Below are 13,718 nucleotides of genomic sequence, written 5' to 3'. Positions count from 1 at the left end.
TATTCGCTTTTTTCACAATGAAGTAACATAATTTAGCGGCAAGAAAAAAGGATGGATCTCTCCGTCAGCTCACAATGACGAGAAATCCATCCTTTTTATATACCGAGAAGCTTAGAAGCTTCTAGCTTCAGCATTAGCTTAATTACTGCCTGCAGCTGCTTCAACTTCACTTAGTGCAATACCAAATGCATTTGCCAGACCTTCACCATATGCAGGATCAGCCTTGTAGCAGTTGTTGATATGGCGCAATTTGATATCCTTCGTTGTTCCTTGCATAGCAGCTACCGTGTTAGCGAACAGTCTTTGCTGCTCTTCAGCGGATAGAAGATTGAACAATTTACCTGGTTGCTCGTAGTAGTTGTCATCATCCTCACGGAAGTTCCAATGATCTGCAGCACCGAATAGGTCAAGAGCAGGCTCTTGATGCTCTTTGCTGCTTTCATTTTGATTATAGCTGTTTGGAGCGTATGGAACGCTTGGATTGTTCTGATATACACGACCAGCACCATCACGATGGAACGGGCAGAAGTTTGCAACGTTTTTCGGATAGTTTACTGGAATTTGCCAGTAGTTTGTTCCTAGACGATAACGTTGAGCGTCACCATAAGAGAACAGACGACCTTGAAGCATTCTATCAGGTGAGAAGCCGATACCTGGTACTACGCTCGCAGGAGAGAATGCTGCTTGCTCTACGTCGATAAAGTAGTTTTCAGGGTTACGGTTAAGCTCAAGCACACCAACCTCGATGAGAGGGAAGTCTTTTTTATACCATACTTTTGTTAAGTCAAACGGATTGTATGGCATATTGTTCGCTTGCTCTTCAGTCATCACTTGGATGTACATTTTCCATTTAGGGAAATTGCCCTCTTCAATTGCGTTGAATAGATCTCTTTGATGAGATTCACGGTCTTGGCCGACAACTTTCGTTGCTTCCTCATCGGTTAAGTTATGAATGCCTTGCTCGCTGCGGAAGTGGAATTTAACCCATACACGCTCGTTGTTTTCGTTGTACATGCTGAACGTATGGCTTCCGAACATATGCATTTGACGATAGGAAGCAGGGATACCACGGTCACTCATAACGATCGTAACCTGATGAAGTGCCTCTGGAAGGCTAGTCCAGAAATCCCAGTTCGCTTGAGGGTTATGCATATTTGTTTTAGGGTCGCGCTTTACAACGTGATTAAGATCAGGGAAACGCTTAGGATCACGGAAGAAGAATACTGGTGTGTTGTTACCTACAATATCCCAGTTGCCTTCTTCAGTGTAAAACTTAATCGCTGTACCACGAATATCACGCTCAGCATCAGCGGCACCACGCTCACCTGCAACAGTAGAGAAGCGAATAAATACATCGGTTTGCTTGCCGAGTTCTGAGAAGAGCTTTGCCTTTGTATATTTAGTAATGTCGTTAGTGACTGTAAATGTACCGAAAGCACCGGAGCCTTTAGCATGCATACGACGCTCAGGAATAACCTCGCGATCAAAATGAGCCAGCTTTTCAAGAAGCCATACATCTTGAAGTAGAACCGGTCCACGAGGACCTGCTGTTAATGAATCATCGTCGTTAGCCACAGGAGCACCAAATGCTGTTGTAAGTTTTTTGTTAATATCTGTCATGCTAATCCCTCCCGAAATAATTTATAAGTGAACTTATACTAAGTATTATATTATATTTAGTCTAAAAGTAAAATGAAAATCTGATGATATTTCAAGAGAGATAATGGAAACTGTAAAAAGCGAGTAGATATGTAATAGATATGAAAATAGACTGAGAATGAGATTGAGATAGATCAAGTTAGCTTGAACATAGCTTGAAAACAGTTGGCGGTTATTTAAGATCGGTAACGATGCTTAAGAAGTGTTAAGAAATACGCAGATGGTTTGATGGATTGATGAATGACAGTCTGATGAATGGAAGTGCTGTCTTACATTGAAGGTAAAAGTACATCGAAGGTGAACGTATGTATAAAGCTAGAAAGCTAATCTTATACTTTAGTCAATTAGAAGAGAAATACATAAGGAATAGAAGCTATATTCCATAGAGAGTATCGTAGAGAAGGTAAAATGAAAAGAAGGGTACAAGCCCGTGTCTTTACTATAAACGAAAATCACCACAGCTTCTAGGCTGAACTTTGTATATAAATGTTGAATTCAAATGTAAAAAAAGTGATAATCCGACATCCTTCTACGATCACCATAATAGTAATCATAAATTGGGAATGAATCTAGAAGCGACAGCTACAGCTACAGTCCATGACACTGGTCTAACGATAGCACTGTAACCTCGTAGGAGTATGTATCGTCTAGACTTATAACATCGGAATTTTAGATGAAGGAGAAGTTCCTGAATAGGAGTTGAGGATATTGAAAAGGAAGCTCGCTATACTATTGATCGTTGCAGTAGTACTGATCATTGCCTTGTTCAGCTGCGGAGGTCGAGGAATTCTATATCTAAATCCAATAAAAGGCGTTCCTCAAGCTTCGATTGACTGGGTGGATTTTGTTAAGCTAAAGAATAATCAGTACACAGGGCTGCATAATGCGATAATCGCTGACCCTGCTTTAGTAACGGATGAGGTCGTTGGTGAGGTAAAATTTAAAGTAGGTGACGTCGTGACCAATGCTAGCTATCGCATTCAGCCAGGAGATGCAGCTTATCTCGACATTGGCACGAAACTGTATCGGGTAGAAGGCTACGATACCACTGTGCTGATTGCAGCAATTGATGAGCGTAGCATTAACGGTTACCGTCTATATGTAGCCAATGACCAGCGGGATCCATTCAAAACAAGCTTTAGCGAAGGCATGAAGAAAAATATTGAAAAGATAGAGTGGTATAGCCTGGAGGATGGGAAAGCTCCTTTAGTTGTACTTGATGCAGCTCGAAGTAACGAGCTCGTTACGTTGCTTCAAGAAGGTGAGCCAAAGCTTAGCTCCAATAACAATAATGGCTATCAACAGAATTATTATAAACTATATATCTTCAATGGCGAGCCCATTGCCTATTCCTATACGATGCTCGACAACGGCCTACAGGTATTATTTTACGGCTATGACGAGCCGGTCGTGCTAGATGAATCTATTCGGGAGTGGATGAACCATTTTCAAGCAGTACATTGAGCAATTACCAAGCAATTTGTGAAGCTGTTCGCTTAAAAGTCATCATATTGGCATGAAAATGTTTATCAATTGTGATATTTTCTCGCGCTAAATCCTTTATAATAGAGTAAATATGATGATAAGGACATGGTTAGATGAGAAATCAAAAACTTCCAATACGTTTTTTACGTTTATTTGGTCTTATGGATGGCTTATCCTTGCTTGTGCTGCTATGCATCGCTATGCCTCTTAAATATTGGGCTGGTATGCCACTAGCCGTTACAATCGTTGGTGCGATTCATGGATTTATATTTACTGTTTATGCGATTTCCATCGTTGTTGCGCAGCTGTTTATACGATGGAAGCCCTATTGGAGCTTGCTCGCAGTTCTTGTAGCATTTATTCCACTTGGAAACTTTGTGTTCGATCGGTACTTGAAAAAGCATGAAGAGTCCTTGCTTGCAAAGCCGATACCGTTACTATGGGTCGTGTATAGCATTATATTTTTCACCTTTATTGATCTGTTTACGCAATTGCCCGTTATGAGTACCTTTGCAGAGTCGTTAGGAGCTTCACTGACCGTTGCAGGCTTTATCGTAGGGGCATATTCACTGGCTAATACAGGTGGAAATATATTAGCGGGATTCTTTACAGACCGCTTCGGTGCATTTAAGATGCTGACGGTTGGGCTGGTCGGAACAAGCATACTTCTTGTATCCTATAGCTTTGTAAGCACACCAGCTGCGCTGTTAACGGTTCGATTTATTCACGGGTTTATCGGAGGCTTTATCGTACCGGCTGCCTTTACCTTTGTAGCGAATCAGAGTAAGGCAGAGAAGGCTGGCAGTCAAAATGCAGTGACGGGCGCATTTGTAGGGATTGCGGCCATTGTTGGTCCAGCCTTTAGCGGGATCGTAGCAGCGAGAACGTCAGCTCCAACCGTATTTATATGCGTGGCTGTGTTTGGAATACTGCTTGCGATCGTTACGTTAATTTACTTGCGTAATATCGTATTTAACAAGGAGAAGAAGGAATCACAGCCATTTACATGGAATCGTCCGGTGGTCTTCTCTTTCTTAGGCGCTTTTCTGCTTATGTTCTCACAAGGGGCGCTAGCTTATTTGCTGCCGCTGCGTGTAGCACAGTTCGGCTACGACTCTAGATTTAGTGGAACGCTGCTAAGTGTGTTTGGTCTAGTCGTTGTATTTATCTTCGTAATGAGGACTAAAAATTTATTCGACCGTATCCCTGCGCATTACAGCTTAATTATAGGGCTATCCTTACTTGGCATTAGTCAGCTTTTGCTCGCAATGATTGAGAGTGTGAGTGTTTATTACGGAGTGCTCGCATTATATGGTGTCGGCTTCGCTTTCTTGTTCCCTTCCATTAATGTACTGCTCATGCGCGGCACGAACAATGAGAACAGAGGTAAGGCTTACGGATATTTCTATGCATTCTTCTCCTTAGGAGTTGTTGCAGGCTCTTCAGGCTTAGGTCTGCTGCAAACCTCCATTGAGACGCTATTCATCGTTACGAGTGTTTTACTGCTATTCGGTGCACTGTTTGTGCTTCTATTGAAGAAAGCAACAGGAGCTGTGCTGCAGCACTCGATAAACAAATAACAAGCTACAAATAACAAATAAATGTAAACAAATGATCTCAATAGGCATGGAACGGCACTTGTGCTATGTTCCTGCCTATTTTTTTAACCTTTTTTTGCATGCTGCATATAGTTTTTTCAGAAGTCACTTTAAGAGTAGGAAAAAGGGAGGCGTTTGCTATGGCGCAATGGCCATATGATCCGTTTCGTCAGTTGAGCCAATTTAGGCATGAAGTAGATAGCATATTCCAGGAATTCTCTTCGATAAGCCGTGACTATCTTTTTGGGAGTGTTCGTGTAGATGTATACGAAACAGCCGATGAAGTCATTGCGACCTGTGATCTACCTGGCATAGAGAGTAAAGAGGATGTGCAGATCAGCATCGATAACCATATGCTGCATATTAAGGGCACGTTGAAGCGCTCGAATCAAGGGAAGGAAAAACATACGCATAGACAGGAGCGGGTTGTTGGCCGCTTTGAACGTGCGGTATCGCTGCCTTGCGCTGTGTCTCAGGATGGGATTAGTGCAGTATATAAAAATGGTGTGCTTGAAGTGAGGATGCCAAAGCTTGCAGACGAGCAAAGGAAAAGCATCGATATCGAGTTTTATTAATCGTATATATTATTAAACTCCTAAACGATACATCCTGCTAAGCAATGCGTAAGAGAACAAATACCCCTTGAGCTCATTCGAATGAATCCAGTTCGAAGCTCAAGGGGTGTTTTGTTTTAAATCGAAGTAGTTAAATTTTTATAAAAACTGGTTAATTCATTCGAAATACATAAACTGGAGCCCTCGGTACAATGGGGATGAATTCAAATGAAAGAGGGGATCGTCGAGATGAAAAAAATGTGGTTAAGTGTGCTCATTGTTATGCTGGCTGTCGTATTGGCTGCATGCGCTGGTAATGGTCAAAAGGAAAGCAACGGTGGAAGCAATGGCGGCAGCAGTAATGGTGGAAGCAAGGGCAGTGTTGGGCTTGCTATGCCAACAAAGTCGTCTGAGCGCTGGGTTAATGACGGGGCGAACATGAAGAAGGAATTCGAAGCGCTTGGCTACTCGGTTGATTTGCAATATGCAGAGGATGTCATCGAGAACCAAGTCTCTCAGATCGAGAACATGATTACGAAGGGCGTTAAGGTGCTTGTCATCGCAGCGATCGACGGTGAATCGTTAACGGATGTACTGCAAAAAGCAGCGGATGAGAATATAGCAGTTATCGCATATGACCGACTTATTCGCAATTCCGAGCATGTTAGCTACTACGCAACCTTCGATAACTTTAAGGTTGGTGTACTGCAGGCCTCCTACCTAGAGGATAAGCTTGGCCTGAAGGATGGCAAAGGTCCATTCAATATCGAGCTGTTTGCAGGCTCGCCGGATGATAACAATGCATACTTCTTCTTTAACGGTGCGATGAGTGTGCTACAGCCATATATCGATAGTGGCAAGGTAGTCGTTAAGAGCGGTCAAACAACAATGGAGCAAGTTGCAACGCTGCGCTGGGATGGAGCTACAGCTCAAGCGCGAATGGATAACCTGCTAAGTGCGAATTACACAACAGAGGATGTTCATGCTGTATTGTCGCCTTATGACGGTATTAGTATCGGAATTATCTCTTCATTGAAAGGCGTAGGCTATGGTACAGCGGATAAGCCAATGCCGATTATTAGCGGTCAGGATGCAGAGCTTGCTTCCGTTAAGTCAATTGTTGCTGGTGAGCAGACATCTACAATATTTAAGGATACGCGTGAGCTGGCTAAGGTCGCTGTAAGTATGGCAGAGGCTGTGCTAGAAGGTAAGGAAGCGCAAATTAATGATACAGAAACATATGATAACGGCGTAAAGGTTGTTCCATCGTTCCTACTGGAGCCTGTATCGGTTGATATCGAGAACTATAAAGAGGTGCTGATTGATTCCGGCTACTACAAGGAAAGCGATCTGAATTAATCAACGATAAGCAATGAACGAATGATTTAGCGCACATGCTGCGCTAAATCATTTCTGTCTCACTGAGTATAACGACAGGAGTGTGAGTACAGTGTCTGATTATATATTGGAAATGCGAAGCATTACGAAGGAGTTTCCAGGCGTCAAGGCGCTTGAAAACGTAAATTTGCAGGTAAAGGAAGGCGAAATACACGCCTTAATGGGAGAAAACGGCGCGGGCAAATCTACCCTGATGAAGGTGCTGTCAGGTGTGTACCCAAGCGGCTCCTATGAGGGAGAGATACTTTTCAAGGGACAGCTCTGCCAGTTTCGCACGATTACGGACAGCGAAGCGAAGGGGATCGTCATTATCCATCAGGAGCTGGCTTTAATTCCGCAGCTTTCGATTGCAGAGAATATATTTCTAGGCAATGAGCGGGTAGCTAGAGGATTAATAGATTGGTATAAGACAGAGCTTGATACAAGAGCGCTTTTAACAACGGTTGGCTTACAGGAATCACCGTCTGTACGTGCCGGCTCACTTGGTGTTGGTAAGCAGCAGCTCGTCGAGATCGCCAAGGCATTATCTAAGGAAGTAAAGCTGCTCATCCTAGATGAGCCTACTGCAGCCTTGAATGAAGAGGATAGTGAAAACCTGCTGCAGCTGCTGCTAGCCTTCAAGAAGGAAGGGATCACCTCAATCATTATTTCTCACAAGCTGAACGAAATTATGAAGGTTGCTGATTCGATTACGATACTTAGAGACGGGAAAACGATCGAGACGCTTGATGTACATCTTGAGCAGATTACCGAGGAACGGATTATTCAAGGGATGGTTGGACGCGATCTGACCCATCGTTATCCACACCGTAAAGCGAATATTGGAGAAGCCTTCTTTGAGGTTAAGGACTGGACCGTATATCACCCGACACAGGCGGAGCGGAAAATCGTCGATCAAGCAAGTCTTCATGTACGAAGAGGCGAAATTGTCGGTATAGCCGGGCTAATGGGGGCGGGAAGAACGGAATTTGCGATGAGCCTGTTTGGAAAAAGCTACGGTCAAAAAATTAGCGGGCAGCTGTCTAAGAACGGACAACCGCTCAGGCTGAATACCATTACGGAGGCGATCGAGCACGGTATTGCCTACGTAACAGAGGATCGCAAGGAGTACGGTCTTATTCTTATGGAGGATATTAAGCGCAATATCACGCTTGCTAGCTTAAAGAAAATATCGAAGCGCTATTTGGTGAACGATCATCAGGAGCTCATTGAAGCCGAAAGCTTTAGAGAGAAGATGGCGATTAAGACGCCAAGCGTGCATCAGAAGACAGGTAACCTGAGCGGCGGTAATCAGCAGAAGGTTGTCCTTAGTAAATGGATATTTACAGATCCGGAGCTGCTTATTCTCGATGAGCCGACGCGGGGCATCGATGTTGGCGCCAAATACGAAATTTATACGATTATTCACGATGTTGCGGCACAAGGCAAGGGTGTATTGATGATTTCCTCCGAGCTGCCCGAGCTGCTCGGCATGTGCGATCGCATTTACGTAATGAATGAAGGTCGAATTACAGGAGAGGTGGGTCGTGAAGACGCCTCACAGGAGCTGCTTATGAAGTACATGACGAAGGGAAGGGATTAACCGATGCTGGATACCGTTAAGAGGTTATTTGTTGGCAACATAAGACAGTACGGGATGTTTATTGCATTAGCACTCATTATGCTATTTTTTCAAATTATTACAGACGGCACTTTGCTTAAGCCGCTTAATATTACCAATCTAGTTCTACAAAATAGCTATATTCTCATCTTGGCGATCGGGATGCTGCTCGTCATTATTACTGGTCATATCGACTTGTCTGTTGGCTCTGTCGCTGCCTTCGTCGGTGCGGTGTCAGCGATTATGATGGTCAATTACAACATACATTTTGGTGTAGCGATTGTGCTTTCGCTGCTGATCGGTGCAGCGGTCGGGGCGTGGCAAGGCTTTTGGGTGGCCTACGTAAAAATACCGTCATTTATCGTTACGCTCGCAGGAATGTTGCTGTTCCGCGGCTTGACGATGCTTGTGCTTGATGGCAAATCTGTCGCTCCTTTCCCGGATGGCTTCCGTGCAATAAGCACCGGCTTCCTGCCTGACTTTTCAAGTGGCAGCACGCATTTGCTAACGATTATGATCGGTGTGGGCTTGTCGCTGCTGTTCGTGTTAATGGAATGGAGAAAGCGGATGATAGATCAGCGCTACCAGCTGGAGGTGCTCCCTTTTGGTATGTTTATCGCGAAGCAAGTGCTGATCGTGGCGATTATTAACTACTTTATGATTATCTTAGCCTCCTATAAGGGCTTGCCTAATATCTTCATCTTGCTGTTTGCTTTAATTGCCTTCTATACCTTTATGATGCGCAGAACTGTGATGGGTAGACATATCTATGCCCTTGGAGGCAACGAGAAGGCCGCGCGTCTATCAGGGGTAAAAACGAAAAAAATGACGTTCTGGGTGTTCGTAAATATGGGCGTAATGGCTGCACTAGCTGGTCTAGTCTTTGCTGCTAGATTGAATGCTGCGACACCAAAGGCCGGTGTGAACTTCGAGCTTGATGCGATTGCTGCCGCATTTATCGGAGGCGCCTCAGCAACAGGTGGTGTCGGAACGGTCATTGGAGCAATTGTTGGCGGCCTTGTTATGGGGGTCATGAATAACGGGATGTCACTCGTCGGTCTCGGTATTGATTATCAGCAGGGAATTAAGGGGCTCGTGCTGCTGCTTGCGGTCGCATTTGACATTTACAATAAAAACAAGTCCTCCTAAATGGTGGTATAATACGATTAAATGCTAGATTACCATAAATGAAAGAATATGGGGGAGTTTCATGAAGAAGCTGCTGCTGCTATACCTCGTTCTCATTGTGACGCTGCTTTCTTATTTGTATGTCGTTCATTTTCGGGAAAATCAGACGAGCTTCATCGAGCAGGAGGCTGGCCTTCGAGGCGGGCTTGATGAAAAATACGTCATGGTTAATTTTCTTACGGGCATCGACTATTGGAAAAATGTGCTCAAAGGATTCGAGGATGCTGCTGAAGCTTTAGGTGTCTCTGTAGAGTATCGTGGTTCCACGCAGTACGATACACAGGAGGAGGTCATCGTGCTGGAGCAGGTCATCGCCCGCAAGCCAGCGGGCATTGCAGTAACTGCAATCGACTCTGAGGCGCTGAATGACGCAATTCAGAAGGCGGTAGAAGCGGGTATTCCTGTCGTCATGTTTGATTCCGATGCGCCTAACAGCAAGGCTTACTCCTTTATTGGAACGAACAATTACGAGGCAGGCGTAACTGCGGCAAGAGAGATGGCAAAGCAAGCAGGCGGCACCGGTCAGATCGGCATCATTACATTACCTAATCAATTGAACCACCAGCAGCGAACGATGGGCTTTCGGGAAACGATCGAGCGTGAATATCCGGATATGCAGGTTGTCTCTATCGCGGATGGCAAAGGTGATCAGCTGATTTCTGAGCAGAAGGCGCTTGAGATGATCGAGACCTACGATAAATTAACGGGGATTTTTGTGACGGAAGCGAATGGTGGAGTAGGCGCAGGCAATGCGCTGCTTGCATCGAGCATGCAGAGAAAACTGACGATTATTTGCTTCGATACCGATAAAGGAACGCTAGATATGATTAAGTCCGGAACGATATCAGCAACGATTGCGCAAGGCACGTGGAATATGGGCTATTGGTCGCTCATGCAGCTATTTCATCTTAGAAATGAGCTCACAGAGCCGATCTCTGATTGGCGAAGCGCTAACGTGTCGCCGGTACCGACCTATGTAGATACAGGTGTAACGGTGGTGACGAGAGATAATGTCGATCATTTCTATGCGAAGTAGCAACGATGAGATGAATCGAATGATGGGGCGGTCGGAGGAGGTAGGCCGTCTAATCTTTGCATCTCCTGCGGCAACATTGAAGCAAGCGGCTACGCAATATAAGCGGATGGTGATGGGATATGCTGCGTGAACGACTACAACTAAACAACTGGCCAATTCGTAATAAGCTCATTGTACACTTTTTGCTTATTAGTATTCTGCCTTCGCTATGTATTACGATTCTACTGTCATGGGCGGTTAGCAATGTGCTAGAGAAGCAGGCGAATTCACAAACGCTGCAGCTGATCGGTCATGTGAACAAATCACTAGATGCCCATGCCGCCAATATACAAAATATCTCTTACTTTATTTCGATGAATCCAGAGATTCAAAGCTTTTTGAATGATGGGCATGTCTCGATTACGAAGGATGAGGACCGTTATCGCGTATTTAAGTTTCTACAGGGCTTCTCAACACTGTACCCTGAGATTGCCGGTATTATGATCGTAAGCAGTGATGGACAATATTTAAGCAATGAAATGTATGCGCGTGGCGACAGCAACCTGACCGAGGAGTATTGGTACAAGGAAGCGGTAAAGGAGAAGGGCATCTTCAAAATGATCGGGCGCCCATACAACCGCAACGTTACGACGCATGTCAATTATAAAGAGAATGAGCTAGTGTCGGTCGTGCGATCGATCCAGGACCCATACACCGGTCGCAATAAAGGCGTTGTGCTGATTGATCTAAAGCTGCGCGTTATTGCTGAAACTGTACGAGATGTAAAGCTTGGCAAGTGGGGCTATCTTGTCGTCATTGATGAGCATGGCGATCCGATCTATGCGCCAAGTGGGCAGACGCTAATGGATGGTGAGCTGTATCGAGAGCTTGTAAGCAGCAACTCAGGTATACTGTCGCGCGAGGTGAATGGGCAGAAGCTGCAGTTCATCTATCAAGCATCGAGCTTTACGAACTGGACGACCGTAGGCATATTTCCACTGCAGGATACGCTGCAGGCCATCAAGGACATGAACCTGTATTTGGTGCTGTTCGTATTTGTTGTTTGTATGCTTGGTATTACCGCGTCATACTTTTTAGCTAATTCAATCTCACGTCCCATCTCCCAGCTTGCCTCTGTGATGCGGAAGGTAGAAGAGGGCAATATGAGCATACGGATTAATGGCGAGCGAGCAGATGAGATCGGCTTGCTGGGCCGCAGCTTTAATAAGATGCTTGCCCAGATCAAGCGTTTAATCCATCAAGTAGAGAAGGAGCAACGCAAAAAGCGGGAGGCCGAGCTGCGCAGCCTGCAGGCGCATATTCAGCCGCATTTTCTATACAATACGCTCGATACGATCCAATGGCTGGCACGCAAGGATGGTGCGAAGGAAGCAACAGAGATGGTTGAAGCGCTGTCTAAGCTGTTTCGCATGGGTCTAAGTCAAGGCCAAGAGCTGATTCCGCTTGAGGATGAGCTTGATCATATAAGCAGCTACTTGAAAATTCAGAAGACGCGATACAAGGATAAGCTTAATTACACGATAGAGGTCGAGGAGCAAGCAAGAGGTCTTATTGTCCTTAAGCTGATCCTGCAACCGATTGTTGAAAATGCGATATACCATGGGATAAAGGAACGCAGAGGACCGGGCCAGCTGCATATTAAAGTAGGTGTCGCTGATGGTTCGTTAATGCTCCACATTGAGGATGATGGCGCAGGTATGTCCGAGGAGCGATTGGACGCGCTGCAGCAAGCACTGGCATCAGCGGCTTCTAGTCAGGAGCTAGTAGAAAGCGCAGAGCTGACGCTGAACGGCAACCGTTCAGGCTATGGGCTGCGCAATGTACAGGAAAGGATTCAGCTTAGCTTCAGTAAGCATTATGGCCTAACCGTACAAAGTAAGGTAGGCAGTGGTACCGTTGTGACGATTCGTCACCCTATTGTGAAGGCACAGGGGAGGGATAGTAATGAACGGAGCGGGAACATGGAGCATCATTATCGCCGATGATGAGGCGATTATTCGCGAAGGGATACGTACAGCCATTGCATGGGAGCAGCTTGGCTTAACTGTTGTCGGTGAAGCAGAGGATGGTGAGGAAGCGCTCGAGCTTGCGCTAGCGCATCAAGTCGATATTATGCTCGTTGACCTCAGTATGCCGATAATGAATGGGCTAACGTTAATCAGGCACATTCATGAGCAGCTGCCTTCCTGTAGAATTATTATTATTACTGGACATGATGAGTTTTCCTATGCGCAGGAAGCGATTAAGCTTGAAGTAACGGACTATATTCTTAAGCCCGTTAATCCTGAGCATTTAACAGAGGTGCTGGAGGAGGTTATCTCCAGGCTTGAGAATGATCATACGCAGCAAAACCTGATGCAGGCAGCCTCCAAGCAGATTGAGAAGCATATTGATCTGCTGCGGGATCGATTCTGCCTAGACTGGATGCGCGGTGAATTAAGCTTGGATGAAATTCGTGAGCAGCTGATGTTTCTTCATTTGCCGCAGCATGAGATCTCAGCGGTGTGCGTGCTGCGCTGGCCTGAGCTGTCGAGCGGTGAAACGCTGTATTCGCAGCGGGACCGTCAGCTGCTGCTGTTCGCGATAGAAAATATTGCACTGGAATGTCTTGGTGAGAAGGAGTGTATTCATTTTCGAGATTATGATGAATATCTCGTGTTTTTACTTCAGAAGCAGCCTCCTGACCATATGCTGCAGCATCTCATTCAATCGGTGCAGGATTATCTAAACATTCAGGTGCTGATCTGCTGTGAGCCGAACAAGCAAGGGATGGAGGAGCTGCACTCCGTATATCAGCAAGCGAAAAGCAATATTAATCGCGATTGGAAGCTATCACCGCTAATTAAGCAGGCTAAGGAATGGGTTCAAGCGCATTATATGGATCAGCAGCTGTCACTTGAAAAGGCAGCAAAGTCACTGAATGTCTCTCCGGTATACTTGAGCCGCTTGTTTAAGCAAGAGACAGGGCGTTCCTTCATCCATTATCTAACGTATGTACGGATGAAGCGAGCGATTGATTTATTGCATGGCAGTGATCTGCCGATTCATGAAATTGCCCAGCAGATCGGATATGATACACAGCATTACTTCAGCACCGCCTTTAAGAAGACGATCGGTTTATCACCGAATCAGTATCGTAAAAGCAAGGTGGATTAGGGCAGATTAACGCAGATTAGCGTAGTACAACTTAGAATACCGCC

Annotated in this window: 11 protein-coding genes; 10 read left to right on the top strand and 1 reads right to left on the bottom strand. The window is 45.2% G+C overall.

Features of this window, described 5'->3' with window-relative positions:
- Positions 1–138: 138 nt before the first annotated feature.
- On the bottom strand, positions 139–1,620 hold the full coding sequence (locus tag M3180_RS15745) for a catalase (protein WP_251669249.1): 1,482 nt from the start codon (positions 1,618–1,620) through the stop codon (positions 139–141).
- Positions 1,621–2,367: 747 nt separating this feature from the next.
- Here M3180_RS15745 and M3180_RS15740 point away from each other — a divergent pair.
- From M3180_RS15740 to M3180_RS15695, 10 genes are all read left to right on the top strand, one after another.
- Positions 2,368–3,123: a hypothetical protein gene (locus tag M3180_RS15740; RefSeq protein ID WP_251669247.1), complete on the top strand. Its 756-nt coding sequence runs from the start codon at positions 2,368–2,370 to the stop codon at positions 3,121–3,123.
- A 134-nt stretch (positions 3,124–3,257) separates the two neighbouring features.
- Positions 3,258–4,724, top strand: a complete 1,467-nt coding sequence (locus M3180_RS15735) for an MFS transporter (protein ID WP_251669245.1) — start codon at positions 3,258–3,260, stop codon at positions 4,722–4,724.
- A 158-nt stretch (positions 4,725–4,882) separates the two neighbouring features.
- Positions 4,883–5,317: an Hsp20/alpha crystallin family protein gene (locus M3180_RS15730; RefSeq protein WP_251669243.1), complete on the top strand. Its 435-nt coding sequence runs from the start codon at positions 4,883–4,885 to the stop codon at positions 5,315–5,317.
- Positions 5,318–5,545: 228 nt separating this feature from the next.
- A complete protein-coding gene (gene chvE / locus M3180_RS15725) occupies positions 5,546–6,655 on the top strand; it encodes a multiple monosaccharide ABC transporter substrate-binding protein (RefSeq protein WP_251669241.1) in 1,110 nt (369 codons plus the stop codon).
- A gap of 91 nt (positions 6,656–6,746) precedes the next feature.
- A complete protein-coding gene (mmsA, locus tag M3180_RS15720; protein ID WP_251669239.1) occupies positions 6,747–8,276 on the top strand; it encodes a multiple monosaccharide ABC transporter ATP-binding protein in 1,530 nt (509 codons plus the stop codon).
- Between the two features lie 3 nt (positions 8,277–8,279).
- Positions 8,280–9,443 (top strand): multiple monosaccharide ABC transporter permease, encoded by a 1,164-nt coding sequence (gene mmsB / locus M3180_RS15715; protein WP_432806947.1) that lies wholly within the window; start codon positions 8,280–8,282, stop codon positions 9,441–9,443.
- Between the two features lie 61 nt (positions 9,444–9,504).
- Complete coding sequence (locus M3180_RS15710; RefSeq protein ID WP_251669237.1) at positions 9,505–10,518, top strand: substrate-binding domain-containing protein; 1,014 nt, start codon at positions 9,505–9,507, stop codon at positions 10,516–10,518.
- Positions 10,493–10,648 carry a hypothetical protein gene (locus tag M3180_RS15705; protein ID WP_251669235.1) on the top strand — a complete coding sequence of 52 codons (156 nt, stop codon included), beginning with the start codon at positions 10,493–10,495 and terminating at the stop codon, positions 10,646–10,648. Before M3180_RS15710 ends, M3180_RS15705 begins: the two co-directional genes overlap by 26 nt.
- On the top strand, positions 10,638–12,503 hold the full coding sequence (locus tag M3180_RS15700; RefSeq protein ID WP_251669233.1) for a cache domain-containing sensor histidine kinase: 1,866 nt from the start codon (positions 10,638–10,640) through the stop codon (positions 12,501–12,503). The genes M3180_RS15705 and M3180_RS15700 overlap by 11 nt, the downstream gene beginning before the upstream one ends.
- Positions 12,463–13,674 carry a response regulator gene (locus tag M3180_RS15695; protein ID WP_251669231.1) on the top strand — a complete coding sequence of 404 codons (1,212 nt, stop codon included), beginning with the start codon at positions 12,463–12,465 and terminating at the stop codon, positions 13,672–13,674. Before M3180_RS15700 ends, M3180_RS15695 begins: the two co-directional genes overlap by 41 nt.
- Positions 13,675–13,718: the final 44 nt, after the last annotated feature.

Source organism: Paenibacillus camelliae, from assembly GCF_023715345.1.
Taxonomy (GTDB): Bacteria; Bacillota; Bacilli; order Paenibacillales; family Paenibacillaceae; genus Pristimantibacillus; species Pristimantibacillus camelliae.
The sequence above is the reverse complement of the archived record's forward strand: the minus strand, read 5'-3'. Positions and strand labels throughout refer to the sequence as shown.

Coding starts and splice junctions, on each gene's coding strand:
- mmsB (WP_432806947.1), top strand. CDS start 8,280: ATGCTGGATACCGTTAAGAGGTTATTTGTTGGCAACATAAGACAGTAC.
- M3180_RS15735 (WP_251669245.1), top strand. CDS start 3,258: ATGAGAAATCAAAAACTTCCAATACGTTTTTTACGTTTATTTGGTCTT.
- M3180_RS15710 (WP_251669237.1), top strand. CDS start 9,505: ATGAAGAAGCTGCTGCTGCTATACCTCGTTCTCATTGTGACGCTGCTT.
- chvE (WP_251669241.1), top strand. CDS start 5,546: ATGAAAAAAATGTGGTTAAGTGTGCTCATTGTTATGCTGGCTGTCGTA.
- M3180_RS15730 (WP_251669243.1), top strand. CDS start 4,883: ATGGCGCAATGGCCATATGATCCGTTTCGTCAGTTGAGCCAATTTAGG.
- M3180_RS15695 (WP_251669231.1), top strand. CDS start 12,463: ATGAACGGAGCGGGAACATGGAGCATCATTATCGCCGATGATGAGGCG.
- M3180_RS15700 (WP_251669233.1), top strand. CDS start 10,638: ATGCTGCGTGAACGACTACAACTAAACAACTGGCCAATTCGTAATAAG.
- M3180_RS15745 (WP_251669249.1), bottom strand. CDS start 1,620: ATGACAGATATTAACAAAAAACTTACAACAGCATTTGGTGCTCCTGTG.
- M3180_RS15705 (WP_251669235.1), top strand. CDS start 10,493: ATGTCGATCATTTCTATGCGAAGTAGCAACGATGAGATGAATCGAATG.